Source organism: Pseudomonas sp. ADAK7 (genome assembly GCF_012935675.1).
GTDB lineage: Bacteria > Pseudomonadota > Gammaproteobacteria > Pseudomonadales > Pseudomonadaceae > Aquipseudomonas.
In genome coordinates this window covers 6433483-6459093 of the sequence record NZ_CP052861.1, presented here as the reverse complement: position 1 = coordinate 6459093, position 25611 = coordinate 6433483, and the positions used below count along the sequence as shown (strand labels likewise).

Sequence of the window (25611 nt, the reverse complement as noted above, 5' to 3'; positions counted from 1 at the left end):
CGGAGTAGGGCTACTTTTAGCCCTACGACTCTCAGAGCACCGGCACTTTATTATTCTTTGTTTCTGTATTATCTATCTCAGCGCCTGCCAGTTTTAATGAGGTAGTGCTGTATCCTTCAGCCCGCACTATCGGACAAAAAACACGCTCCAATGCATGAGCCAGCGTTCCATCCTGCATTCCATTTTCAGGTACAAAAAACAGTTCACTTATGGGAATTAATTTTAAACGGCTGATGGCTAAAGGAGAAAACCAAAACATTGAACCGGCAAAAAAGCCCAATACCACCTCCTCCTCTTTAGAAACGACCCCCGTTTTCAATAGAAGGTTATTAACTGTTGCTCGGTTAGCCCCCCAGAAATTATCATTGCTTAAATAATATGGGTGTGGCCCCACCAAACCAACATGATCATGCCTTATTAATTGAAGAATCTTCCTAACGGTGAAAGAGTCTTTCATTAACGCATCATAGATACTTTTCCGCCACTCCTCACCTAATTGGCTGTACTTACTTTTCTTGGAGTGAAGCTTGAGAACAGCGTCATAACCGTCTAGAGCACCATTTAAGTACAGAGCCAAAAATGGACCAATATCCCTTCCCCGATTTTCACTGATATGCACGGTGACACTGGCAGCTAGATATGCACAATCATCTATGATTTTATGAACATCACCTTCAAAAGGTGTCGTCACATACAAATCGAAAGGTTCGACAATTGCGCCAAGATACTGCCTAATTTCTTTAAGAAGATCGTAGTAATACAAATGCACCACTACGGCAATCGAGACGCCTTTCTTCTTTGACACTCCAAAGCGCACGGAGCGGTAACTAGGCAATGCTCCCTGAGCATGTACTAGTTCAGATAAACCATCGTCAGTGACTTGGTAATGACGACTGGATCGATTAATAGAAGCTCGTATAGATTCAACACGCTCTAATACTCCCCCCTTCAAAACTAAATCTTTATCGATGCTATGAGGATTTGTCCTTAAGACTTCGGCCTTCACCACCCCATACTGCTGCGCGATTTTTGCCGCGGCAAAGTGGGTCCAATTTATATCTTTAACCCCCCTGAACACCTTTAAGCTCATCCAGTCATAAACGGAGGCGTTTCGTACGATCTTGCTGAACCAATGTTTATATGCAGTTTTCTTTAGTGCAGCATCAGGCTGAAAAAGTACTTTGGGACTTATATCCTCACTCAATATTTTTTGAGAAAGTCCGACCTCATAATTCAATATAACTTCAAATTTCGTATTATGAGGCTGAACATCTCTCATGAATTTTGTAAACCATCCTTTGGCTGAAAGAGCGCCAGAGATCAGCAACAGATACGATTGCACGTGCCATGCGATTTGTTCCGATGAAGTCAACCCGACAACGTCGTATTCACCACCTGCCCGCTGCATTTCAACCAGCAGACTGGTGAACTTAGCATCATCAGTGACAAAATAACTAGAGTTAGTAAATAGGATACTTTCCACAACGAAATTCGTAATAGCGTACTCATATCCAACTCTATAACTGTAAAAATCGTACCCTACGTTAGGTCTTCTAATTAGTTTAACTTTTACAAAGTTAGCGATGTCTTCTTCTGCAATGGCGCTGGTCGTGATCAGCAACACTACATCAAATACCTTTTCCAGGCAGAACAACACCTGAGCAAAATTCTCGTCGATCTTGTCATCCGCATCAAAATGAGCAACAACAACTATATTTTCGCTCATGTCAGCCCCTCAAACGGCGAACTATTCTGTAAAAAAACCTGGCTACCTTATAAAAGAAAGGCCACTTAAGCAAATAAGCTGCCGTCTTATGTGCAAAGTTACCAACGGGCTTATAGTTTCTTAGCTCAACTTCTACCGCATCTATATCGTCCTGATTTGCTCCCTTTTTCGAACGACTCAGAACATCCTTGGCCACCGCGTCGTACAACGCATCTCTGACTCCATCCAAGTCATCAGGTGATCCGTCATAAAAGGAAGATCCCAAGGTCTCCTCAAGATATTTCAGACCCCATTCGTGATCTGGCTCTAAGTGGCAACCCTCACCCCATTCATTCCAGGCATTAATAAAGATAAAATTATCCGACTCACTCTTATGGTTTTTCCTGGTATAAGCACGGAGATACTTTAACCAAATTCCGTACAAGGTTGGGGTTGCGTTAATTATTGTCGTTGGCGTATTTTGCCTTCTAGCCGTGTTATCCCAACTAGGAATAATACCTCTATATAATTTGAAGGGTGGCAATTCACGCTTCGCGCTTTGTGCAATAACTTTTACATAATCCACGATTCCTCCGGAAAAATCCGGATTCGTAAAGGTCGGCATTACAGAGGGAATGCTTTGCGGCCCATTAAATTTGTGCGGAGGAAACTCTACCAGCGCATCAGCTTCCACTTCATTAGGACTGGTAATATCATAAAAATCAACAACTGCGATATGTAACCCCGGGAAGCCATGCTCTACTGCTAAAGCGCGCCATTTAGCAAAAGAAGCTGCAGGATTAGGAATATCTTTTGCTCGATATACAACGAGCATTGGTTTACCGTCCACGAGAATATAGCGCGGATCTTTGAAATACATCAGGAGAGACAGAATAAATTCTTCATCATCTCCTTCTGCATAATTTTGTCCCAACAAAACGCTTTTTTCGTCCCCGGACCACGTACGTGTCCAGTTTTCGTTAGCCCAGCAAAGGCAAAAATTTATATCGATGTCTGATTTTAGAAAGTTTTCAACAGGGCGCTCAAGGATGCGCCGACCACTAAACCAATAGTGATAGAAACAAAAGCCGTGAACACCGTAGAGCTTCGCCAATTCAGCCTGTTCGTACATGACGTCGGGATGTGTCAGGTCATAAAACCCCAATTCACGTGGAATGTGCGGCTGATAGTGCCCGTCAAAGTTTGGTTTACCACGCGCGACGTTGGTCCACTCCGTGAAGCCTGGGCCCCACCACTCAGAGTTCTCTGGAGTCCTATGGTACTGTGGCAAGTAGAAAGTCAGTAACTTACTACTGTCTTTCGATATCTCAGATGTGGTCGTTTTTTGATCTTGACTGCCAGAAAGCGCATCAAAAGAAGCTGCGATTTTAGTCATTTTACTTAACTCAAAAAAATAAAATAAAAAGTTAAATTAAGAAAACCGCTTCTTAAATCCATCAATCATCGTAGCTAATCTCCAAAGCCGGGAACTCTTTATACTTTCGAGCTCATTATTAAGCTTTTCTTTCTCGGCAAGTAAAACGCTTTTTTCAATATCCGCGTCAGATATTTTTGAAAGATACTCAGGAATTAACGTACTTTCAAACTTAGAAATTATGTCTTCTTTTTCGCGCACTATCTGTTGTAACCATAGTCTTTCTGCCAATCTTTCTACCAAGAGGGACACATCTTTTATGCGAATTAACAACGTGCTTTCATGCTGGTAGTCATCGCCAACCAGCAATACGCCCAGACCATTACTGTGTGAAAAATTAAAAGAAGGGAAATTCTTACTAACTTCGCCCCAGAACGTATTAACTCCGAAACCCTCTTTCTCCACGGTAGTATCGTGAAAAAGAATAATTCCTCGGGATGACATTTTTGGAAGCCAAGTCTCAAAATCGAGTTTCACCGCATCATAAGTATGTAACCCATCAATATGAAGCAGATCAACGCTAGCACTTTGAAATGAGGGATTAGCGTCCTCAAATCTCATTCGCAAATAGGTCGAAAACTCTTTAAAGTTCGCATCGTTATAATCAACAAATCCCTGATAAACACTTTCTCCATATCCACCTGTATGGTCGTCACCTTCCCAAGTATCAATCGCAAAGCACTTTGTTTCAGCCTGAGAGGCCAATACAGCTTGGCAGAACGAAAAATAAGAAGTCCCTGAATAGCTACCAAGCTCCACAAACACACCTGGCCGTGCAACCTCTATAAGCCACGCTGCGAACGGTATATGCCCTAACCAGGATAGCGGATAAGATATATAACGCGGGTTGATCGCCAGTTGACTCAACGAGTGCGAATACTCAGAGGAACTCATATTAATTGCCTGTCTTTAAGTTTATATCCAGCATAGGAATACCTACTATGCCTGTCGATAATGGATCGTGATGAGATCTGAACAGTAGAGCATCGTGTATCCACTGGTGATGCACATGATCAGACTGTGTCCCTTCTGCTACAGCTACAGCAATTGAATAGTCTCCTTGCGCTAACCAGGGCATTGGAAACTTAAATTTTGCCGTAAGCTGCTCGCCCTTCTCGGTGGTCACTGGAGATTTCGCATAGTTAATATACGTATTATCACCAAATAGCGTTTGCCCAAGCCTGTCTTTGATGTAGAACCCAACTATCGGGCTTTTTAATTTAGTTAAAGCCAGAGCCACTACCGTTAAGGTCACGGTTTCGCCTCCAACGACCCAATGCAAGGCAGTATCATCAATATCGTTAAGCGTCACTCCGAGCACCTTTACCCCACCATGCCCAAACTCTTCTTCATTTAGGGGGTTAAAACGAAATATTTCAACATCATTACGATGAGCGCTGTTGTTTATAATATCCTGTCTCTGATCTCGCCAGATAACAGGTTCGACACTGCGATGATCGTACTGACTGGTGTCTACTATCTGCTCTTCAGAAGGTTGGTTATCAAATAGCGTCGCCAGATATAACTCTGAAATCGCTTTTGCTGGTCCATAGCCTTTGACTTGCCCCTTGTCCAACCAAATTGCGCGGTCACACAAATTGATAACCGAACTGGTATCGTGACTGACAAACAGCAGCGTTCCCTCTTCTTTAAACTTCCGTAAAAACCTCATGCATTTTTGGGTAAAAAGTGCGTCCCCTACTGCAAGGGCTTCATCAATAATGAGTATATCCGCGTCTACGTTGGCAATAATTGCGAATGCCAACCGAACGAACATACCACTCGAATATGTTTTTACCGGTTGATCAACAAAATCTCCAATATCGGCAAAACGAGTAATTGCCTCAAATTTTTGCTCTACTTCAGCCCTACTCAAGCCATAAAGTGCAGCAGAAAGAAATACGTTTTCTCTTCCTGTAAACTCTGGATTGAAACCCGCCCCCAGCTCCAGCAGCGCTGCAACTTTACCCTTGACCGATATATCGCCTTCCGTTTGATTAAGCGTACCGCATATCATCTGTAACAGGGTCGACTTACCGGAGCCATTTTTCCCGATAATACCGATTGTTTCGCCTTTTTTTAACTCAAACGAAACATCTTTCAACGCCCAAAATTCACGATAGTATTTCTTTCTCGACCCTGTAAACATCTGCAACAATCGTTGGTGCGGGCTATTATAGATGGTAAAACACTTACCGAGGTTATTCACACTAATTGAAATTGGCTCAGATGACATCTGCGAAACCTCTACGTGTTTTTTGAAACCAAGCAAATCCTAACCACGCAATGCACATGCTAATTAGTACACTAATCAGCATATGATACATATTCGGAACCACACCCAGGATAAGGACGTCTCGAGTGTGTTCAATTATCGAGGTCAAGGGATTGAACCTCAAATATAACTGATACTTTTCCGGCAACGAAGAAAGCGGATAAAATACAGGAGACAAAAACATGAGAACGGTCGTAAATATTCCAACCGTTTGTCCCACATCCCTTAGGTAGACACCTAGCGAACTTAAGAACCACGAAAGCCCCATAGACAGGAAAATCAATGGGAGTAATACAATCGGCAAATAAAATGCAGATGAGGTCAGTGAGTGCCCCGTTATCAGAAAAAAGACAATCAAAACGAAAAAACTTATCAATGCATTGAAGATCGCCGTACCTAAAACTATCCAGGGCAATATATGCAAAGGAAACACGACTCGCTTTACATAATTGGGGTTACCCAAGATAAGTGCAGGAGCTCGGTTTATACATTCGGCAAAAATCCCGTAGACGATCATGCCCGTGAATAACATGATGGCAAAATCAGCTTTGTTTTGATCGTCCCCGCCCCCGTGCCATCGGGCCTTGAAAACAACGCTAAAAACAAAGGTATAGACAGCCAGCATCAAGATCGGAGTAAAAAAGGCCCATAAAAGACCAAACACCGAGCCTTTATAGCGACCAATGATCTCTCGGTGCGTCATTTGATAAATCAGTTGCCGATACTTTCTCAAGCTGCGATATATTTCTACGGGTGATAAGCTAAATCTTTCCATTTTTTGACCTTCAAATAAGTGCGTAATTATGATTATCATCCTGCGCTTTAACAGAACGCCGACGACCTCACTTATCAGCTATTAATTCGAAACACATTTTGGTTCCCGGCGAAGATCAGTTGTCTTCGACAGCTGCGCTGCCACAAGCTTTATTACGATTTTTTTACAATCGAATGGAATAACGGCGGGGAAGGAATCACTCAAGAGAGCGTCAAGCAAACAAACACCAATATGATTGCTCGCATCGAATGCTCTGAGGATTAGTTCGCATTGGTTTATTTGAGACGTAGATCTTCGAAGCGATACTTGCGAAGGCAGTCGATTAGCTTTAATGAAAATCACGGAAATCAATAAACCATAGAAAGTTGATTGGTTCTTCGACTGCAATCCAATTTAAACAACACAGCCTTATTCGAAATCGTTGTGATATTCCTGTTCAAGTCATTTTCGATACTTGAGAAACAGAGAAAAACAGACATCCAACGCATGAAAATCACCGGACCTTGAACAAGGTAAAGGAGAGCGTTTAATGCAATATTTTTCATATCAATCCACGATGACTTTGATGCTTTACGATACGCCATGTTGCTAGTCAACAAGGTGAGCCGAGCATACCTCAAAATGCGCAGGAAGAATACCTGCGAGCCCCGCGTGGCGGGCGACTGCGGCATGGCCTATACGGCGCAATTGGTTGTATCGCACGATGAGAAATCTGGACATCGAAGAAATCCGGACCTCATCGCTCATCAAGGCTCAAGCCCGCGTTGCTGGTAGATCCAATCGACGATATCGCCATCAGGCGTGTATCCGCTGACCGTTCCACGGAGCAACTGGCGAACTCGGGAATAATCATCTCTGTCGACTGCGTCCAGGAGCTCCGTAAGTCTCGCCTTGAGCACATCCCAAGGCAGGTGATCCTCGTTCGCACTCATAATCATGGAGTGCTGAGTAGCGGCTACATTGTCACCAATCAGCAATTCTTCGTAGAGCTTCTCCCCTGGACGAAGCCCCGTGAACTCAATTGAAATGTCACCGTGCAAATTTCTTTCCGAGCGAATACTCAAACCGGACAGATGGATCATTTTCTCAGCCAGCTCTACGATTCGCACCGGCTCGCCCATATCCAAGACAAACACTTCCCCTCCTCGCCCCATTGAACCGGCTTGAATCACCAGTTGAGCCGCTTCGGGGATGGTCATGAAATACCGGGTCATTTTGGGATGGGTGACAGTCAGCGGCCCACCTGATTTTATCTGCCGATGAAATAACGGGATGACCGAGCCCGACGAGCCCAATACGTTACCAAAACGAACCATAGTAAATCGGGTTTTATTGACTCTAGATACGTTGGCCTTATCGCCAAACAAAACCGGAGCAACTTCGCCACTTAACGCTTGCAAGACAAGTTCTGCTAAACGCTTAGTGCTACCCATTACATTCGTAGGACGTACAGCTTTATCTGTAGAAATTAGTACAAAATTTGCCACACCTGTTTGCAACGCCGCCTGTGCAGCATTCAGCGTACCTATAACGTTATTTAATACCCCCTCTGCGATATTGTGCTCAACCATGGGCACGTGCTTATAAGCAGCGGCATGGTAAACCGTATCTACACGCCAGGCGCTCATTACATCTAACAGTTTTTCTCGATTGCGGATTGAACCTAATATCGGCAACAAACGCACAGGCAAAGACTCTCGGCATATTCGCTGCTCAAGTTCGGACAGAATGCTGTAAAGATTAAACTCACTATGGTCAAATAGTAAAAGAGTGGTCGGCCCGAGCGAAAATATTTGCCTGCACAATTCTGCACCGATCGAGCCTCCCGCCCCAGTCACCATCACAGTCTTGCCCTTAATACAACGCTCGAGCAGCTCAGGTTGCGCAGGTACCGCGTCCCGCCCTAGCAAATCTGCAATGTCGACTTCCTGAATATCATCAACCTTCACCCTACCGCTTGCCAGATCGGTGAAATTAGGAACGCTCCTCACATGTAAAGGAAAATCTTCAAGCAGATTGAGAATCTCTCTACGCCGAGCACGAGTAGAGGAGGGTAAAGCCAGAAGTATTTCCTGAGCTCCCGTCACATCAATCATCTGCTGTATGTGTTTAGGCTTATAAACCTGCAAACCAGAAATCGAGCGATCCGCAATGCTGGCGTCATCGTCAATAAATGCGACCGGACGCATCACCCGGCCCATCCTGAGCGCCGCGACAAGCTGATTGCCCGCAACACCCGCACCATAGATAGCGACTTTGGTCATACCATCGTCACGGTTGGTGAACGGTACGTGTTGGGCAGCGTTAAACCAGTCACCCATAAAATATTGACGCATGAACAATCTTAGCCCGCCAATAATGACCAGACTTAGCCACCAATAGTTGAAAATGATGGAGCGAGGAACGACCGTCTCGTGATTGCTGTACCAATAGACGATTACCGCGAGAATCAACGACGAGAGGCTAACGGCCTTGATGATTGCAATGAGGGCGTCATTGCCAAAGTAGCGCATAACAGCCCGGTACATTCCAAAGCGGATAAAGAGTGGAATCGCAACCAAAGGAGCGAAGGCAAAAAGCCATAAGTGCACCTTAAGCGGGTTGTACATATCATCGATGCCAAGACGAACGATGAACGCCAACCACAAGGCGACCCACACCAATACAATATCAGTGGCGACTTGCAGCAGCCGCTTTTGGCGACGCGGTAAGCCCAACAAAATCGATCTAACCTTATCCATCGAATCGCCCGAACACAATCTCCACTCCTTGAACTGACTAACCCTTGGCATTGTATCCTCCTTCACGAGGCGATTACGACTCCAGAATCGCTTCAGATTCACCCTGCCCCTGTGCATCAGACTCCAAGCGCCCCGCGCTCGTCAACGAGAGCGCCCCCTGTTAACATCTCTGCTTCTGCATAGATCTGCATCATCATCTCAGAAGCACGATAAAGCCTGATCCTGCAGCCCCCTCCTTTGCGTAAACCCGCTTCAGTATTGGCTTGCAAGAGATCAACATCATGGAAATGCAACACACCGCCGCCTCCAAAGCGACGTCGAGCCTGAATCACATACCTGTTGCCGAAGCGCCAAAAGTGGCGATACTAGTGTGCACGTATAACGGAGATCGTTTTTTAAAGGAACAGCTAGACTCGTTTATCAGACAGACCCATAAAAACTGGATTATTTACGCTTCGGATGATGGATCTAGCGATAAAACGCTTCAGATTTTGCAGCAATATCAAAGCAAACTGGGTGATGATCGATTATCTATTCTAAGAGGCCCACGCAAAGGCTTTGGTAAAAACTTTTTATCTTTAGTTAACAATCCTGACATAGCCGCCGACTTTTTCGCCTTTAGCGACCAAGACGACATTTGGCACGAGGACAAGCTAAAAAGAAGTATAGCCAGCTTAAACCCCTGCGAAACAGAAACTCCATCTCTTTACTGCTCGCGAACACGACTGGTTGATACCAATGGCCGGCCAATAGGTTACTCGCCTCTATTTTTAAAGACACCCGCTTTTCGCAATGCATTGGTACAGAGCATAGCCGGCGCAAATACCATGTTGATAAACAACGCTGCGAGAAAACTTATGCAGCAAGTAAGCAGTCACGCGACCATCGTCGCTCATGACTGGCTGGCTTATCTTTTGGTGAGCGGTTGCGGCGGTGAGGTCATCTATGATGCGGTGCCTACATTGGACTACCGCCAACATGACGGGAATCTCATTGGCGCTAATGCCAACTTAAAAAATCAGATTTCAAGATTCCGCAAAATGCTCACAGGCAGACTCAAGGTATGGACTTCAAAAAACCTGGAAGCTCTGGACTCAATCAAACACCACCTCAGTATTGAAAATGAGCAACGACTCCGCGACTTTGAACTAGCCAGACGAAGTGGATTACTCACTCGATTTCGGCTTATGAAAAAAACTGGAGTCTATCGGCAGACACTCAAGGGAAATATTAGTCTGGTGGTAGCGATTGCCTTTAACCAAATCTGAATAATCAATCTTGCGATCACCTCAAGAGCGCCATGTAACTACCTATTTGGTATTCCCGCCTTGAATTTCCACACCAAAATCATGAGAGGGCAATAAGCGAACAGGACACCCCAAGCACCTGCCAACCAACCCAGCCCTACCAATAAAGCCAAGGGAAGCAAGAACAAAATATTTATCAACACAATACCCAACGTTACCACCGCGTGGCGCTTAAACCGATCGGCGGCATGTTGATAACCATGACTGCGATGGGCCTCATATACCTTGTCTCCGCGTATAAGACGCTGAATTAAAGTCCATGTCGCATCCACAATGAATACACCCAGCAAAATAATCCAACTCCAGAGGAACTCAGGAAAACTCCCAGCCACTTGAATAGTCAAGCCGCCGAGAATAACCCCTAAAAAACCACTCCCCGCATCCCCCATAAAGATCCGCGCCGGAGGAATATTCCACCAAAGGAACCCTGCAACAGCAGCCGCCAAAACCAACGGCAACCATATCAATTCCGTATTCCCACTAAACCAATACACTAGGCACATGCCCATACAGACGCTTATCGCCTCTGCACTGGCTAAACCATCAATGCCGTCCATAAAATTATAGAGATTGAGCATCCAGACCAGATACAGCAGCGCCAGGATGTTACCGAACCATCCCAAATTAACCGCATAGCCAAACAGCTCAATCGGCGCTAGCCCGTTCATCCAATACAACGCCCAAGCTGCGGCGATGAAATGCCCTAATAACCTCCACCTGGCCGCAATATGCCCATGGTCATCGGCGAACCCGATAACCGCAACGAGTAAACCCGAGCCAAACAGCCCAACCAAGACCGGGAGGCTTATCAGATCCAAACTCGCAAGCAGAGGCAGCGCCAGTAGAAAGGACACCACAATGGCTACCCCTCCGCCCCGAGGAGTTGGGATCGAATGGGAACTGCGCTCATTGGGTATGTCCATCAAGCTTTTCGCCAAAGCGTAGCGACGCAAGACGAGAGTCAAGACCCAGGAAACAACGAACACTGCGACCAGAAACCACCAAACACTCATTTCGCCTGTTTATCCAAATAGTGGCCAGCGGTCTGACGCATGGCTTTGTCGATGTTTATGGGTGGCGCCCACCCCAGCAATTCACGATTCTTACTTATATCAACTTGCAGCGAACCACATATGCGCTGCACCGCAGCCTGCCTGCCCAAGCTTGAGGCTGCGAGCTTCAACATCCACTCGGGCACCGGCAGGAGTCGCGCAGGCTTGCCTAACGCACTCGATAAGCGCCGCAGCAGTTGAGTTGTAGACAGGTCTACTCCATCGCTGACCAGAAAGGTCTGATTGGCTGCTGCGGGATGATCAATGCAAATGACTATGAGGCTCGCCAGGTTTCCAATGGCCACCAGGCTACGGTTATTCCGAATCGCCCCAAGAGGCAAAGGAATGCCCTTGTTAAGCCAATTCAACATAGTCAAAAAGTTAGCTTTAACACCAGGTCCATAAACCAGCGGGGGTCGAATGATCACGACTTCCATTCCTGTTTCGCGGCCTAGCAGCTTCAATGCCTCTTCAGCTTCGTATTTGGATAGGCCGTACGGGCCATCTGGTTTGGAAGGATCATCAGCCTTGAAGGGGTTGCCCGGGAGTGTATTTTCGCCATTAACCTTGATCGAGCTAATGAAGATAAAGCGTTTTACCCCCGATTCGGCGGCACGCTGCGCCAATTTGAGAGTGCCTTGCACATTAACCTTACGAAACTCGGCTAACGCGTCCACGGCAACTTCATTCATGACATGCACTCGAGCAGCGGCATGAATGACTACTTGAACGTCATCAAGTATCGGCAAGGTCTTTGTATCGCACAGATCGAGTGGCCGGACCGTGCACAGCCCATGCAATCGCGTGGTGCCTCGTGCAGCGGCGATCGGGCTGAACTTTTTATCCACCAACAGCTTGAAAACCACCGCTTCGCCAACAAATCCACTTGCCCCGGTAACCAATACCTTCAGGGAAGTCATCGAGCCTTATTCCCTATCAGCGCTGTTACCCAGCAAATACAAAAGAAAAACACTTTATCGCGCACCCGACGTCGGCAACGCCAGGCACTAAAGGAAAGTTTCATGAGTTGCCTGCGACGCAACTTCAACCAGGTTAGAACAAAAGAGTTGCTACCCTGCCCTACCAGGTTCGCAATCAACTGCACCTGATGGAACCACCAACCGTCATGTATGGTTTTGTAGCGGGCAATCAACGGACTCAGGCCTTTGTTTGCACCTACCTGGTTACGCTCATGCTGGCGATAGTCCATGGAGGGCCGTGGATCTATATACCAACGAAAACCATGACTTCGGGCGAAGGCGTAGCAATACCAGTCATGCAAGCTGACATCTTGTAGTTGCTGCCAATTATCGAGCATCGAAGTCTTCAGCGGATCCGCTAGACTTTTGCTCATGACGTAAGTACACCCAGGCCCCGCCGCTTCGAACAGGAAATCCCATGCAACCTGAGGTTGTGCCTTGTCCAGCAAATGGGTTCTACCGTCCGACCAAAACGCCGTGACATTGCTTGAATACGCATCGACCTGACGAGATTGAATGGCGAGGAACGCACGCTGGAGTTTATCCGCGTGCCAAACATCATCCTGGTCGGCAAAGGCGATGTAGTCGTAACCGTCGAAATCGACATCACGGATGAGCCGGAAGAAGTTACGAGACGCACCACCAAAACTACCAGCAGCCGGCAGGACCAAAACCTGGGAGTGCTGGGCAGCATATGCCGCGCACCAAGCCTCGGTACCATCAGTGGAGGGGTCGATACTGATGTAAACGGTTACGTCGACAGCTATCTGGCCGAGAATCGAGGCTAACTGCTCCTCGATCCATAGCATGCCATTATAGGCAGCCAGCAAAACCGCAATCTTGGGATGTTTTACTGGCATGCCATTCCTGCTTGAACCGGTTGACGCTTCTACTCGAAAGGATTGAGCGGTCGAATCAGTGGGAAGGCGAGTCCAACAATTTTTGAAGGTACTGACCGTAACCAGTCTTCTTCAAGGCATCGGCTTGAGCGCCCAACTGCTCGGCATTGATCCAGCCGTTGTGGTAGGCGATTTCTTCCAGGCAGGCCACTTTCAGGCCTTGGCGCTGTTCGATGGTGTGCACAAAGTGACTGGCTTCCAGCAGCGAATCATGGGTACCCGTATCCAGCCAGGCGAAGCCACGGCCGAGCATTTCAACGCTCAGCGTCTTGCGCTCGAGGTAGGCACGGTTAACGTCGGTAATTTCCAGCTCTCCACGCTCGGAAGGCTTGATGCTTTTGGCGATCTCGACAACGTCATTGTCGTAGAAGTACAGACCGGTTACCGCGTAGTTGGACTTGGGTTTCAGCGGTTTCTCTTCGATGCTGAGAGCACGGCCAGTAGCGTCGAATTCAACCACGCCAAAACGCTCGGGATCGGAGACGTGATAGCCAAATACTGTCGCTCCGCTCTGCTGATTGGTCGCCGAACGCAAGTTATCCGAGAAGTGCTGACCGTAGAAGATGTTGTCGCCCAGGATCAAGCAGCAAGGATCCTTGCCGATGAACTCTTCGCCGATGATGAACGCTTGTGCCAGGCCGTCCGGGCTTGGCTGCTCAGCGTAGGTCAACTTGATGCCGTAAAGGCTGCCGTCGCCCAGCAACTTGCGAAAGCACGGCAAGTCTTCAGGAGTGGAGATGATCAGAATCTCACGCATACCTGCCAGCATCAGTACCGACAGCGGATAAAAGATCATCGGCTTGTCGTAGATCGGCAGCATCTGCTTGGACACGCCAAGGGTCAACGGGTGCAAGCGCGTACCCGAGCCGCCGGCGAGGATGATGCCTTTACGATTTGTCGTGGTCATTTGTTCAGAACTTCCCTAAGCATTCGGGTTACACCACTTTGCCAATCCGGCAAGTGTAGAGAAAAATTGTCACGTAGCTTCTGAGTGTTCAAACGTGAGTTCAGAGGGCGACGTGCAGGTGTTGGATAAGCGCTGGTTTCGATCGGATTGACAGTCGTTACGGCAAGTTGCTCGCCATTGGCCTGGGCAAATTCGATCACATGACTAGCATAGCCGTGCCAGGAAACTTCGCCGCTGGCAGCCAGGTGATAAAGACCCGTCAGTTCGGGGCGCTGCATGACTTGCTGAATCGCTAATGCAGTCACGTCGGCAATCAGGTCTGCACCCGTCGGGGCTCCGATCTGGTCAGCAATGACACTCAGGGTTTCGCGATCCTTAGCCAGACGCAGCATGGTCTTGGCGAAATTGTTACCGCGAGCGCCATAGACCCAACTGGTGCGAAAGATCAGGTATTTGCAGCCCGAAGCGATAATCGCCTGCTCACCGGCCAGCTTACTGGCGCCGTAGTGATTCACCGGGGCGACTGGATCGGTTTCTTGCCACGCCTTTGAACCCTGCCCACTGAACACGTAGTCGGTCGAGTAGTGAATCAGCCAGGCCCCAAGTAATACGGCCTCTTCAGCCATAACCTGGCTTGCCTGACCATTAACGCGGTCGGCCAGCTCAGTTTCGGACTCGGCCTTATCTACGGCGGTGTAGGCGGCGGCATTGACGATGACGTCCGGCTTGAGCTGACGAATCGTCGTGCGCAAGGCGTCGAGATCGGACAAGTCACCGCCAGTGCTGCGATCCAGGGCAATCAGCTCACCCAGCGGCGCCAAGGAGCGTTGCAACTCCCACCCTACCTGGCCATTTTTTCCCAGCAGTAGGATTTTCATGCCTTACCCGAACGATCCGCGTAGTTCTGGTCAATCCATTGCTGGTAGCTGCCACTCTTCACGTGAGCAACCCACTCAGTGTTATTGAGGTACCACTCGACAGTTTTGCGAATGCCGGTTTCAAATGTTTCTTCCGGCGTCCAACCCAGCTCGCGCTGGATTTTGCTGGCATCAATTGCGTAACGCTGATCGTGGCCTGGGCGATCTTGAACATAGGTGATCAGACTGGCGTGAGGGCGATGCGCAGAATCCGGGCGCAACTCGTCGAGCAGTGCACACAAGGTGTTCACGACTTCGATGTTTTGCTTTTCGTTATGGCCACCAATGTTGTACGTCTCACCGATAACACCTTCGGTGACGACTTTGTACAGTGCGCGAGCGTGGTCTTCGACGTAGAGCCAGTCACGAACTTGGTTGCCCTTGCCATAGACCGGCAATGGCTTGCCTTCCAGCGCATTGAGGATGATCAGTGGGATCAGCTTCTCGGGAAAGTGGCACGGGCCGTAGTTGTTCGAGCAGTTGGTGACCAGGGTCGGCAGACCGTAGGTACGGGTCCAGGCGCGAACCAGGTGATCGGAGCTGGCCTTGCTGGCCGAGTACGGCGAGCTTGGCTGGTAAGGTGTGGTTTCGGTGAAGAGGTCTTCCGGCCCTTCGAGGTCGCCGTAGACTTCATCGGTGGAGATATGGTGAAAACGGAAGTTGGCTTTACGCGCATCATCCAGTGCAGCCCAGTAGTGGCGTGCAGCTTCCAGCAACGTGTAGGTGCCGATGATGTTGGTCTGGATGAACTCGGACGGACCGGAGATCGAACGATCAACGTGGGACTCTGCGGCCAGGTGCATGATGGCATCTGGTTGGTGTTCACGCAGGACACGGTCGATTTGATCGCGATCGCAGATGTCAACGCGCTCAAACGCATAACGCGGGTTCTGACTGACTTCGGCCAGCGACTCCAAGTTACCGGCATAAGTCAGTTTATCGACGTTAACGACAGCGTCAGTAGTGTTTGAGATGATATGACGAATGACTGCGGAGCCGATAAACCCGGCGCCACCGGTTACTAGAATTTTCACGCGAAACTACACCCTTTGAGTTGCTGACAGGGCCGTCGATCGAGCGCTGTCTAATCCATGAATGCAAAAGCCTTCATCTAAGCTAAAGGCTTCTGACAGAGTCAGTCTGACCGATATGGGATTATGCCTTTACCGGACAAGCGCAGCATTTTACAGCTTAATGACGCTTTTACTAATGGATATAGACAAGCTGTGACGCAAATTCAACACGTCCGTTACATCAGCCTCGATCAAACGAGGCGCTTGCGGGATGCTCTGGACGAACGCCCCATAAACCAACCCAGAATTGGCCCGATCAGCATGCCGATCAGCAGCGAAAGCACCATGACCACCGATACCGGTAATTGTGGACCCGCCCAACCAAGAAACAGCAGCGAAACCGATTGCTGATTTTCCAGGACAAACGCAAGAATCGCCAGAACCAGCAACAGGAGAACCAAGCCAAGGAGTACACGCTTGAGGTTACGCATGCGCCGCCCCTTTAGTTGTGGAGGTCAAAACCTTCCTCCTCTTCCTCATTAACCCGATCACGCAGTTCCTTGCCCGGCTTGAAATGCGGGACGAACTTGCCATCGAGGCTGACAGATTGACCGGTTTTCGGATTACGCCCTACGCGCGGTGCGCGGTAGTGCAGGGAGAAGCTGCCGAACCCACGGATCTCGATACGATCGCCGGTGGCCAGACATTGGGACATTTGCTCAAGCATGGTCTTGATGGCCAGCTCCACATCCTTGGATGAGAGCAGCCCTTGATGGGTGACAATTCGTTCGATCAACTCCGACTTCGTCATATTTTTCCCTTCTTTTTCAAGCAGCTAGATCAGCGCTTCAAAGGTTTTAGCATGCCCGGAGGAATTTGAACAGCCCAGGGTTTGACATATATTTACCAAGCGTGTGATGCACATTTACGGAGCACCACAACACGACAAAGGCGTTACGCGCTCACCGACAAATGACCAACATGGTGCGCGTCACGAACCCTGCCGGATTGAAGCCGAATGGAAACTCGTCCTCATCTTTGGCATCGTCAGATCGGGCGACCACCTTGTAACCACCCCCCTTGCACTCCCTGTCAGCTCGCTTGCGGCACTTCTCCCAACCGGAGCCCAGACCAGAACAATCGACCTCGATACCGCTGACGCCACGCACGACGTGAGTCTTGGCGTTAGTGGTACAACCTGCCAGTATCAGTAGCACCGCTACGGCAATGAGCTTGTTCATTCACTTCCTTATATCGGACGCTTGCCCCGACTGTCGCTCGCATCTGGTGTAAGCCTAGCTGCAATTAAACGGTTGATCCTGTTAAAGAAAGAGACAGCAGGTTAAAGGCATTGGTTTCACTGGCGCAGGATTTAGAGCAGCGCTTGGGGAGTTTCACTAAATCGCAGGCACAAAAAAGGGCGACCGAAGTCGCCCTTTTTCTATGGTCTGACAGAACTTAGTTCTGTTTTTCCATTTGTGCACGCAACAGGTCGCCCAGAGTGGTAGGACCAGCAGCAGGTTCCGAAGTCGCTGGCTTGTCGCGCAGGCTTTGGATTGCTTCTTTCTCTTCAGCATCGTCTTTCGACTTGATGGAGAGCTGGATTACGCGGCTCTTGCGGTCAACGCTGATGATCTTGGCTTCTACTTCCTGGCCTTCTTTCAGAACGTTGCGCGCGTCTTCAACGCGGTCACGGCTGATTTCGGAGGCTTTCAGAGTCGCTTCGATATCGTCGGCCAGAGTGATGATGGCGCCTTTAGCGTCAACTTCTTTCACGATGCCTTTAACGATTGCGCCTTTGTCGTTCTCTTGAACGTACTCGGAGAACGGATCGCTTTCCAGTTGCTTGATACCCAGGGAGATGCGCTCGCGCTCTGGGTCAACCGACAGGATAACGGTGTCCAGCTCGTCGCCCTTCTTGAAGCGGCGAACGGCTTCTTCGCCCACTTCGTTCCAGGAGATGTCGGACAGGTGAACCAGACCGTCGATGCCGCCGTCCAGACCAATGAAGATACCGAAATCGGTGATCGACTTGATGGTGCCGGAGATTTTATCGCCCTTGTTGAACTGGCCAGAGAAATCTTCCCATGGGTTAGATTTGCACTGCTTGATGCCGAGGGAAATACGACGACGCTCTTCGTCGATGTCCAGAACCATAACTTCCACTTCGTCGCCGACTTGTACGACTTTCGAAGGGTGGATGTTCTTGTTGGTCCAGTCCATTTCGGAAACGTGTACCAGGCCTTCAACGCCTTCTTCCAGCTCAGCGAAGCAGCCGTAGTCGGTCAGGTTGGTTACACGAGCGGTAACGCGAGTGCTTTCTGGGTAACGGGCTTTGATAGCAACCCATGGATCTTCGCCCAGTTGCTTGAGGCCCAGGGAAACACGATTGCGTTCGCGATCGTACTTCAGAACCTTGACATCAATCTCGTCGCCAACGTTGACGATTTCGGAAGGATGCTTGATACGCTTCCAAGCCATGTCGGTAATGTGCAGCAGGCCATCGACGCCACCCAGATCGACGAATGCGCCGTAATCGGTGAGGTTCTTGACGATACCTTTGACTTGTTGACCTTCCTGCAGGGATTCCAGCAGAGCTTCACGCTCGGCGGAGTTCTCGGCTTCGAGGACGCTACGACGGGAAACGACAACGTTGTTGCGTTTCTGGTCGAGCTTGATGACCTTGAATTCCAGCTCTTTGCCTTCCAGGTGCGTGGTGTCGCGCACTGGACGAACGTCAACCAGAGAACCTGGCAGGAACGCACGGATGCCGTTAACGTCGACAGTGAAGCCGCCTTTAACCTTACCGTTGATAACGCCCTTGACCACTTCTTCGGCTGCGAAGGCTGCTTCCAGAACAATCCAGCATTCAGCGCGCTTGGCTTTTTCACGGGACAGCTTGGTTTCACCAAAGCCGTCTTCAACCGAGTCCAGAGCAACGTGAACTTCGTCACCGACGTTGATAGTCAGTTCGCCAGCATCGTTGTAGAACTGCTCAAGCGGGATGAGTGCTTCAGACTTCAGGCCAGCGTGAACGGTTACCCAGCGAGCTTGGTAATCGATATCAACGATAACACCGGTGATGATGGAGCCTGCCTGAAGGTTCAGGGTTTTTAGGCTTTCTTCAAAGAGTTCCGCAAAGCTTTCGCTCATTTTAATTCCTGTTGAATAAGGGCGAAGGATACGCCCATCTCCACATCCCAGACGACGTGGGTTACGTTCATTAGAAGAAGCATCGCAAGACTATGACTGGTCCCCTGCAAAGCTTCTTGGTCACCCGGCGATATCGCGAATGGCGATTTCACTCATGATGCGTTCCAGCACCTGATCGATGGATAATTCCGTGGAATCCAGCTGTATGGCGTCAGCCGCCGGTTTGAGCGGGGCTACCGCTCGCTGGGTGTCACGCTCATCGCGGACACGTATCTCATCTAGCAGACTCGACAGACTAACACCATCGACTTTGCCCTTCAACTGCAAGTATCGACGGCGCGCACGCTCCTCGGCACTGGCAGTCAGGAATATCTTCAGCGGCGCGTCCGGGAAAACCACAGTACCCATGTCGCGACCATCGGCTACCAGGCCAGGTGGCTCCTGGAACGCCCGCTGGCGCTGCAGCAACGCATCGCGCACCGCCGGCAGCGCGGCGACCTGGGAGGCCCAGGCGCCGACCTGCTCGTTGCGCAGATCGTCGGTGACATCGTCACCTTCAAGAATGATTCGCTGCGGATGCCCTTCCGTCGCGCCGACGAACTGCACGTCCAGATGAGCGGCCAACAGCTTCAACGACTCTTCATTGGTCAGATCGACGCCATGATTACGCGCCGCGAATGCCAGCAAACGATACAGCGCGCCGGAATCCAGCAGGCACCAGCCCAGACGCTTGGCCAGAATCCCGGCAATCGTGCCTTTGCCCGAACCGCTAGGGCCGTCGATGGTGATGACCGGTGGCTTGATGATCACGACTGAGCCTCTTGTGCAACACGGATACCGACCTGCGCGCACAGCGCGAGGAAATTCGGGAACGAAGTCGCGACGTTGGCGCAGTCATGAATGCGGATCGGTGCGGTGGCGCGCAACGAAGCCACGCTGAAAGCCATCGCGATCCGGTGATCGCCGTGACCGTGCACTTCGCCGCCGCCGATCAGGCCGCCGTCGATGATGATGCCGTCCGGGGTCGGCTCGCACTTGACGCCCAACGCCAGCAAGCCATCAGCCATGACCTGGATCCGGTCCGACTCCTTGACTCGCAACTCTTCGGCGCCGCGCAAGATGGTGCGCCCTTCGGCGCAGGCCGCGGCCACGAACAGCACCGGGAACTCGTCGATGGCCAGCGGCACCAGCGCCTCAGGGATCTCGATACCCTTGAGTTTAGCTGCTCGCACGCGCAAGTCAGCCACAGGTTCGCCGCCGACTTCACGCTGGTTTTCCAGGGTGATGTCCGCCCCCATCAAACGCAGGATGTCGATCACGCCGGTACGGGTCGGGTTGATGCCGACGTGTTCCAGCACCAGCTCCGAACCTTCGGCGATCGACGCGGCCACCAGGAAGAACGCCGACGAAGAGATGTCGCCCGGCACTTCGATTTGGGTCGCAGTCAGTTTGTGGCCGGACTCGACCGACGCGGTAGCGCCGTTGACCGTAACCGGATAGCCGAAGCCACGCAGCATGCGCTCAGTGTGGTCGCGGGTCGGTGCCGGCTCGGTGACGGTGGTCTTGCCTTCAGCGTACAGACCGGCCAGCAGCAGGCAGGATTTAACCTGGGCGCTGGCCATCGGCATGGTGTAGGTCAGGCCTTTAAGCTTGTTGCCGCCACGAATGGTCATCGGTGGACGACCTTCTTCAGCGGTCTCGATCACGGCACCCATTTCACGCAGCGGATTGGCCACGCGATTCATCGGACGCTTGGACAGCGAGGCATCACCGGTCAGGGTGCTGTCGAAGCTCTGCGCGGCCAACAGGCCGGACAGCAGACGCATCGACGTGCCAGAGTTGCCCAGATAGATCGGACCTGGCGCAGGCTTCAGGCCATGCAGGCCGACGCCGTGAATGGTCACACGACCGTGGTGCGGACCTTCGATCACGACACCCATGTCGCGGAAGGCTTGCAAGGTCGCCAGGGCATCTTCGCCCTCAAGGAAACCTTCCACTTCGGTGGTGCCTTCGGCCAGGGAGCCGAGCATGATCGAACGGTGGGAAATGGACTTGTCGCCCGGTACACGAATCCGCCCAGTCAGGCGGCCACCAGGTTGTCCCAGGAAAATCAGGTCGTTGGAGTTCATAGCGTCCACATAAGCCCGGCGGGCCAGGATTTTACTGAAATGTTCGCGGGCAACCCGGGCGCGCGTGAACACGCCCAGCAATTGATGCCCATCCCCTGCATCGACCGCGTCGCGCAAGGCGTCGAGGTCGCTGCGAAATGTATCGAGTGTGCGCAGGACAGCTTCGCGATTGGCGAGGAAGATGTCGTGCCACATGACCGGGTCGCTTCCGGCGATTCTTGTGAAATCGCGGAAACCGCCCGCAGCGTAACGGAAGATCTCAAGATTTTCATTGCGCTTGGCCAGTGAATCGACCAAACCGAACGCCAACAGGTGCGGCAAATGGCTGGTCGCCGCCAACACTTCGTCGTGGCGCTCGACCTGCATGTGCTCGACATCGGCGCCCAATTCGCGCCACAAACGGTCGACCACGGCCAGGGCTGCCGGATCGGTTTGATCCAGCGGCGTCAAAATCACTTTATGGCGCCGGAACAACTCGGCATTGGAGGCTTCCACCCCACTCTGCTCGGAACCGGCAATCGGATGCCCCGGCACGAAACGCGCCGGCATGCCGCCGAACGCTACAGTGGCCGCACGCACCACATTGCCTTTGGCACTGCCGACGTCGGTCAGGATCGCTTGCCCCAGGTCCATGCCCGCCAACTGGCCGAGCATTTTTTCCATGGCGAGAATCGGCACGGCCAGTTGAATCACGTCGGCGCCCTGACAAGCAACCGCCAGGTCTTCTTCGCAACGATCCACCACGCCCAGCTCAACCGCCAGTTTGCGCGACTGCGGATCGAGGTCGACCCCGACCACTTCGCGGCACAAGCCGCTTTCGCGCAACCCCTTGGCAAACGAACCACCGATCAACCCCAGACCGACCACCACCAGGCGCCCGATCATAGGTTCAGCAGATTGCAGTGCAGTGACATCAACCACAAGCCAGAACCTTGGTCAGCGCCTCAAGGAAGCGGCTGTTCTCAGCCGGCAGACCGATGGTGATACGCAAGTGGTTGGGCATGCCGTAATTGGCCACCGGACGCACGATCACGCCTTCGCGCAGCAAGCCCTGGAAGACCGGCGCAGCGACCTGCCCCAGGTCGACGCAGATGAAGTTGCCTTTCGACGGAATCCAGCTCAGCCCCAGCTCACGGAAACCTGCTTGCAGTTGCAGCATGCCGGCTTCGTTCAGGCGACGGCTTTCCGCCAGGTATTCGGCGTCCTGCAGCGCAGCGCACGCAGCGGCCAGGGCCAGGCTGTTGACGTTGAACGGCTGGCGCACACGGTTCAGCACATCGGCCACCACCGCGGTCGATAAACCATAACCGACCCGCAGCGCCGCCAGGCCATAGGCCTTGGAGAAGGTGCGCGATACCAGCAGGTTCGGATACGCCGCGAGGAAGTCCAGGCCATCCGGCAAATCGCTGCCTTCGGCGTATTCGATGTAGGCCTCGTCCAGCACCACCAGCACATGGGCCGGGACGTCCTGAAGGAATTCGTCCAGCGCTTCGGCGCCGAACCAGGTCCCGGTCGGGTTGTTCGGGTTGGCGATGAACACCACGCGGGTGTCGGCATCAATCGCGGCCAGCATGGCCGGCAGATCGTGGCCCCAGTCTTTGGCAGGAATCACTTTGGCCTGTGCGCCAACGGCTTGCGTGACGATCGGATAGACCGCAAACGCGTGCTCGCTGAACACCGCATTCAGGCCCGGCGCCAGATAGGCACGCGCGACCAGTTCCAGAATGTCGTTGGAGCCGTTGCCCAGCGTCACCTGATTGAGTTCGACGCGGCACTGCTCGGCCAGCAGGGTCTTGAGCGCAAAGCCGTTGCCGTCGGGATAGCGGGTCAGCTCGGCCAATTCTTCGCGAATCGCGGCCAAGGCCTTCGGACTGGCACCCAGCGGGTTTTCATTGCTGGCCAGTTTGACGATTTTGGCCGGATCGATGTCCAGCTCGCGCGCCAGTTCGTCCACAGGCTTGCCCGGAACGTACGGCGAAAGTTGTTGCACGCCCGGCTGTGCCAGAGCGAGGAAGTCACCACTCATTTGCTACCCCTTATAGAACGGCTTTCGGGTAGGAACCCAGCACTTTGAGTGCTACTGCTTCCTGACTGATCTTTTCCAGTACACCTTTGATCAATGGATCGCGGTGGTGGCCGACGAAGTCGATGAAGAACACGTAGGTCCATTTACCGCTGCGCGACGGACGGGTCTCGATCCGTGTCAGATCGATGCCGTTGTCGTGGAACGGCACCAGCAACTCGTGCAACGCGCCGGGTTTGTTGCTCATGGAAACGATGATCGAAGTCTTGTCGTCGCCGGTCGGCGGCACTTCCTGGCTGCCGATCATCAGGAAGCGCGTGGAGTTGTCCGGGCGATCCTCGATTTTCTCGGCCAGACGGGTCAGCCCGTACAAGCCTGCCGCCATGTCGCCGGCAATCGCCGCCGAGTTCCACTCACCCTTGACCCGCTTGGCCGCTTCGGCGTTGCTGGACACCGCCACGCGCTCGACATTCGGGTAATGGGCGTCCAGCCACTTGCGGCACTGGGCCAGGGACTGAGCGTGGGAATAGATGCGACTGATGCTGTCGGTCTTGGTGTTTTCACCAACCAACAGATGATGGTGGATCCGCAACTCGACTTCGCCACAGATCACCATGTCGTGTTCGAGGAAGCTGTCGAGGGTGTGGTTGACCGCGCCTTCGGTGGAGTTTTCCACCGGGACCACGCCAAAATTTACCGCACCGGCCGCCACTTCACGGAACACTTCGTCGATCGCCGCCATCGGCTTGCTGATTACAGCGTGGCCGAAATGCTTCATGGCTGCGGCCTGGGTGAAGGTACCTTCAGGGCCGAGGTAAGCCACTTTCAGCGGCTGCTCGAGGGCCAGGCACGAGGACATGATTTCGCGAAACAGCCGCGCCATCTCTTCGTTGCCCAGCGGCCCCTGGTTGCGTTCCATCACGCGCTTGAGCACCTGAGCTTCACGCTCAGGACGATAGAACACCGGCACTTCGCCTTCGGCCAGCGAGGCCATCTTTACTCGCGCAACTTCCTGGGCGCAGCGTGCACGCTCGCTGATCAGCTCCAGGACTTTGGTGTCCAGGGCATCAATGCGAACGCGCAGTGCCTTGAGTTCTTGCTCAGACATTAGCCGTGTTCCTTCTCGAACTCTGCCATGTACGAAATCAGTGCGTTGACCGCAACGATATCGACGGCGTTATAGATGGAGGCGCGCATGCCGCCCACGGAACGGTGACCCTTGAGGTTCAGCAGGCCACGTTCGTCGGCACCGGCCAGGAATGGCTTGTCCAGGCGATCGTCGGCCAGACGGAACGGCACGTTCATCCACGAGCGGTCCGACTTGTTGATCGGGTTGCTGTACAGGCCGCTGGCGTCGATGAAATCGTACAGTGTGCGCTGTTTGACTTCATTGAGCTTGCCGATGGCTTCAACCCCACCCTGCTCTTTCAGCCACTCGAATACCAGGCCCGACAAGTACCAGGCCAGGGTCGGCGGCGTGTTGTACATCGAGCCGTTATCGGCTGCGACCTTGTAATTGAGCATGGTCGGGCACAGGGAGCGGGCGTGACCGAGCAGGTCTTCGCGGATGATGTTCACCAGGATGCCGCTCGGGCCGATGTTTTTCTGGGCGCCGGCGTAGATCATGCCGAAACGCGAGATATCCACCGGACGCGAGAGGATGTCCGAAGACATGTCGGCCACCAGCGGAACGTCGCCGGTTTCCGGGATCCAGTTGAATTCCAGGCCGCCGATGGTTTCGTTCGGCGCGTAGTGAACGTAGGCCGCGTCTTTCGACAGGCTCCACTCGTTCTGGCCGGGAATGGCGAAATAGTCGTAAGGCTTGGCGGTAGCGGCAACGTTGACGTGACCGTAACGCGAAGCTTCTTCGATGGCTTTCTGCGACCAGATACCAGTGTCGATATAGTCGGCCGAGCCGCCTTCAGGCAACAGGTTCAGCGGGATCTGGGCAAATTGCTGGCTGGCGCCGCCTTGCAGGAACAGCACTTTATAGTTCGAAGGGATATTCAGCAGATCACGCAGATCCTGCTCGGCCTTGGTCGCGATGGACACGAACTCATCGCTGCGATGGCTCATTTCCATGACCGACAGGCCCTTGCCGTGCCAATCGAGGAGTTCACCCTGAGCGCGCTTCAGGACAGCTTCAGGCAGCGCCGCAGGACCGGCACAGAAGTTATAGGCTCTCTTGCTCACATCCAATCTCGCTCTGATTTGGTGGTATCACGCAATAAATCTGAAAATTCGAAATCCTGAAATCCCGAAATCCTGTAGGAGCTGTCGAGTGAAACGAGGCTGCGATC

General features: G+C 51.9%; 22 protein-coding genes. 1 reads left to right on the top strand and 21 read right to left on the bottom strand.

What is annotated here, in order from left to right; all coding sequences use genetic code 11:
- Window positions 1–31: 31 nt before the first annotated feature.
- From HKK53_RS29685 to HKK53_RS29660, 6 genes are all read right to left on the bottom strand, one after another.
- A complete protein-coding gene (locus tag HKK53_RS29685) occupies window positions 32–1726 on the bottom strand; it encodes a rhamnan synthesis F family protein (RefSeq protein ID WP_169373697.1) in 1695 nt (564 codons plus the stop codon).
- 1 nt (window position 1727) lies between these two features.
- Entirely contained in the window at window positions 1728–3101 is a 1374-nt protein-coding gene (locus HKK53_RS29680; protein WP_169373696.1) for a glycosyltransferase WbsX family protein, read from the bottom strand.
- Between the two features lie 36 nt (window positions 3102–3137).
- Window positions 3138–4034 (bottom strand): class I SAM-dependent methyltransferase, encoded by an 897-nt coding sequence (locus HKK53_RS29675; protein ID WP_169373695.1) that lies wholly within the window; start codon window positions 4032–4034, stop codon window positions 3138–3140.
- Window position 4035: 1 nt separating this feature from the next.
- A complete protein-coding gene (locus HKK53_RS29670) occupies window positions 4036–5376 on the bottom strand; it encodes an ABC transporter ATP-binding protein (RefSeq protein WP_169373694.1) in 1341 nt (446 codons plus the stop codon).
- On the bottom strand, window positions 5366–6190 hold the full coding sequence (locus tag HKK53_RS29665; protein ID WP_169373693.1) for an ABC transporter permease: 825 nt from the start codon (window positions 6188–6190) through the stop codon (window positions 5366–5368). Before HKK53_RS29665 ends, HKK53_RS29670 begins: the two co-directional genes overlap by 11 nt.
- A 746-nt stretch (window positions 6191–6936) precedes the next feature.
- Window positions 6937–8931: a polysaccharide biosynthesis protein gene (locus HKK53_RS29660; RefSeq protein WP_169374311.1), complete on the bottom strand. Its 1995-nt coding sequence runs from the start codon at window positions 8929–8931 to the stop codon at window positions 6937–6939.
- A 281-nt stretch (window positions 8932–9212) separates the two neighbouring features.
- On the opposite strand from HKK53_RS29660, the gene HKK53_RS29655 reads away from it, so the two are divergent.
- A complete protein-coding gene (locus HKK53_RS29655) occupies window positions 9213–10199 on the top strand; it encodes a glycosyltransferase family 2 protein (protein WP_237150623.1) in 987 nt (328 codons plus the stop codon).
- 38 nt (window positions 10200–10237) lie between these two features.
- Here HKK53_RS29655 and HKK53_RS29650 read toward each other — a convergent pair whose 3' ends face one another.
- The 15 genes from HKK53_RS29650 to serC form a co-directional block, all read right to left on the bottom strand.
- Window positions 10238–11251: an MraY family glycosyltransferase gene (locus HKK53_RS29650; RefSeq protein WP_169373692.1), complete on the bottom strand. Its 1014-nt coding sequence runs from the start codon at window positions 11249–11251 to the stop codon at window positions 10238–10240.
- A complete protein-coding gene (locus tag HKK53_RS29645) occupies window positions 11248–12210 on the bottom strand; it encodes a UDP-glucose 4-epimerase family protein (RefSeq protein ID WP_169373691.1) in 963 nt (320 codons plus the stop codon). Before HKK53_RS29645 ends, HKK53_RS29650 begins: the two co-directional genes overlap by 4 nt.
- Window positions 12207–13130 (bottom strand): glycosyltransferase, encoded by a 924-nt coding sequence (locus tag HKK53_RS29640; RefSeq protein WP_169373690.1) that lies wholly within the window; start codon window positions 13128–13130, stop codon window positions 12207–12209. Before HKK53_RS29640 ends, HKK53_RS29645 begins: the two co-directional genes overlap by 4 nt.
- A 55-nt stretch (window positions 13131–13185) precedes the next feature.
- Window positions 13186–14076, bottom strand: a complete 891-nt coding sequence (gene rfbA / locus HKK53_RS29635) for a glucose-1-phosphate thymidylyltransferase RfbA (RefSeq protein ID WP_169373689.1) — start codon at window positions 14074–14076, stop codon at window positions 13186–13188.
- Window positions 14073–14954, bottom strand: coding sequence for a dTDP-4-dehydrorhamnose reductase (rfbD, locus tag HKK53_RS29630; protein ID WP_169373688.1), 882 nt, complete (start codon window positions 14952–14954; stop codon window positions 14073–14075). Before rfbD ends, rfbA begins: the two co-directional genes overlap by 4 nt.
- Window positions 14951–16027 carry a dTDP-glucose 4,6-dehydratase gene (gene rfbB / locus HKK53_RS29625; RefSeq protein WP_169373687.1) on the bottom strand — a complete coding sequence of 359 codons (1077 nt, stop codon included), beginning with the start codon at window positions 16025–16027 and terminating at the stop codon, window positions 14951–14953. Before rfbB ends, rfbD begins: the two co-directional genes overlap by 4 nt.
- 230 nt (window positions 16028–16257) lie before the next feature.
- A complete protein-coding gene (locus tag HKK53_RS29620; protein ID WP_169373686.1) occupies window positions 16258–16497 on the bottom strand; it encodes a LapA family protein in 240 nt (79 codons plus the stop codon).
- An 11-nt stretch (window positions 16498–16508) separates the two neighbouring features.
- Window positions 16509–16817, bottom strand: a complete 309-nt coding sequence (ihfB, locus tag HKK53_RS29615) for an integration host factor subunit beta (protein WP_054051920.1) — start codon at window positions 16815–16817, stop codon at window positions 16509–16511.
- A 151-nt stretch (window positions 16818–16968) separates the two neighbouring features.
- A complete protein-coding gene (locus tag HKK53_RS29610) occupies window positions 16969–17247 on the bottom strand; it encodes a hypothetical protein (RefSeq protein ID WP_169373685.1) in 279 nt (92 codons plus the stop codon).
- Window positions 17248–17464: 217 nt separating this feature from the next.
- On the bottom strand, window positions 17465–19159 hold the full coding sequence (gene rpsA, locus HKK53_RS29605) for a 30S ribosomal protein S1 (RefSeq protein WP_123406822.1): 1695 nt from the start codon (window positions 19157–19159) through the stop codon (window positions 17465–17467).
- A gap of 120 nt (window positions 19160–19279) precedes the next feature.
- Complete coding sequence (gene cmk / locus HKK53_RS29600; protein ID WP_054051914.1) at window positions 19280–19969, bottom strand: (d)CMP kinase; 690 nt, start codon at window positions 19967–19969, stop codon at window positions 19280–19282.
- Complete coding sequence (locus tag HKK53_RS29595) at window positions 19966–22173, bottom strand: bifunctional prephenate dehydrogenase/3-phosphoshikimate 1-carboxyvinyltransferase (RefSeq protein WP_237150814.1); 2208 nt, start codon at window positions 22171–22173, stop codon at window positions 19966–19968. The genes cmk and HKK53_RS29595 overlap by 4 nt, the downstream gene beginning before the upstream one ends.
- 28 nt (window positions 22174–22201) lie before the next feature.
- The gene (gene hisC, locus HKK53_RS29590) at window positions 22202–23314 is read right to left on the bottom strand and encodes a histidinol-phosphate transaminase (protein WP_169373683.1); all 1113 of its coding nucleotides are present in this window, start codon (window positions 23312–23314) and stop codon (window positions 22202–22204) included.
- 10 nt (window positions 23315–23324) lie between these two features.
- Window positions 23325–24419 (bottom strand): prephenate dehydratase, encoded by a 1095-nt coding sequence (gene pheA / locus HKK53_RS29585; protein WP_028620536.1) that lies wholly within the window; start codon window positions 24417–24419, stop codon window positions 23325–23327.
- Window positions 24419–25504, bottom strand: a complete 1086-nt coding sequence (gene serC, locus HKK53_RS29580) for a 3-phosphoserine/phosphohydroxythreonine transaminase (RefSeq protein WP_169373682.1) — start codon at window positions 25502–25504, stop codon at window positions 24419–24421. The genes pheA and serC overlap by 1 nt, the downstream gene beginning before the upstream one ends.
- Window positions 25505–25611: the final 107 nt, after the last annotated feature.

Coding starts and splice junctions, on each gene's coding strand:
- HKK53_RS29645 (WP_169373691.1), bottom strand. CDS start 12,210: ATGACTTCCCTGAAGGTATTGGTTACCGGGGCAAGTGGATTTGTTGGC.
- rfbD (WP_169373688.1), bottom strand. CDS start 14,954: ATGAAAATCCTACTGCTGGGAAAAAATGGCCAGGTAGGGTGGGAGTTG.
- hisC (WP_169373683.1), bottom strand. CDS start 23,314: ATGAGTGGTGACTTCCTCGCTCTGGCACAGCCGGGCGTGCAACAACTT.
- HKK53_RS29620 (WP_169373686.1), bottom strand. CDS start 16,497: ATGCGTAACCTCAAGCGTGTACTCCTTGGCTTGGTTCTCCTGTTGCTG.
- HKK53_RS29640 (WP_169373690.1), bottom strand. CDS start 13,130: ATGCCAGTAAAACATCCCAAGATTGCGGTTTTGCTGGCTGCCTATAAT.
- HKK53_RS29670 (WP_169373694.1), bottom strand. CDS start 5,376: ATGTCATCTGAGCCAATTTCAATTAGTGTGAATAACCTCGGTAAGTGT.
- HKK53_RS29665 (WP_169373693.1), bottom strand. CDS start 6,190: ATGGAAAGATTTAGCTTATCACCCGTAGAAATATATCGCAGCTTGAGA.
- pheA (WP_028620536.1), bottom strand. CDS start 24,419: ATGTCTGAGCAAGAACTCAAGGCACTGCGCGTTCGCATTGATGCCCTG.
- HKK53_RS29610 (WP_169373685.1), bottom strand. CDS start 17,247: ATGAACAAGCTCATTGCCGTAGCGGTGCTACTGATACTGGCAGGTTGT.
- HKK53_RS29595 (WP_237150814.1), bottom strand. CDS start 22,173: ATGATCGGGCGCCTGGTGGTGGTCGGTCTGGGGTTGATCGGTGGTTCG.
- rpsA (WP_123406822.1), bottom strand. CDS start 19,159: ATGAGCGAAAGCTTTGCGGAACTCTTTGAAGAAAGCCTAAAAACCCTG.
- rfbA (WP_169373689.1), bottom strand. CDS start 14,076: ATGACCACGACAAATCGTAAAGGCATCATCCTCGCCGGCGGCTCGGGT.
- HKK53_RS29685 (WP_169373697.1), bottom strand. CDS start 1,726: ATGAGCGAAAATATAGTTGTTGTTGCTCATTTTGATGCGGATGACAAG.
- HKK53_RS29650 (WP_169373692.1), bottom strand. CDS start 11,251: ATGAGTGTTTGGTGGTTTCTGGTCGCAGTGTTCGTTGTTTCCTGGGTC.
- HKK53_RS29675 (WP_169373695.1), bottom strand. CDS start 4,034: ATGAGTTCCTCTGAGTATTCGCACTCGTTGAGTCAACTGGCGATCAAC.
- HKK53_RS29660 (WP_169374311.1), bottom strand. CDS start 8,931: ATGGATAAGGTTAGATCGATTTTGTTGGGCTTACCGCGTCGCCAAAAG.
- HKK53_RS29655 (WP_237150623.1), top strand. CDS start 9,213: ATGGAAATGCAACACACCGCCGCCTCCAAAGCGACGTCGAGCCTGAAT.
- HKK53_RS29680 (WP_169373696.1), bottom strand. CDS start 3,101: ATGACTAAAATCGCAGCTTCTTTTGATGCGCTTTCTGGCAGTCAAGAT.
- ihfB (WP_054051920.1), bottom strand. CDS start 16,817: ATGACGAAGTCGGAGTTGATCGAACGAATTGTCACCCATCAAGGGCTG.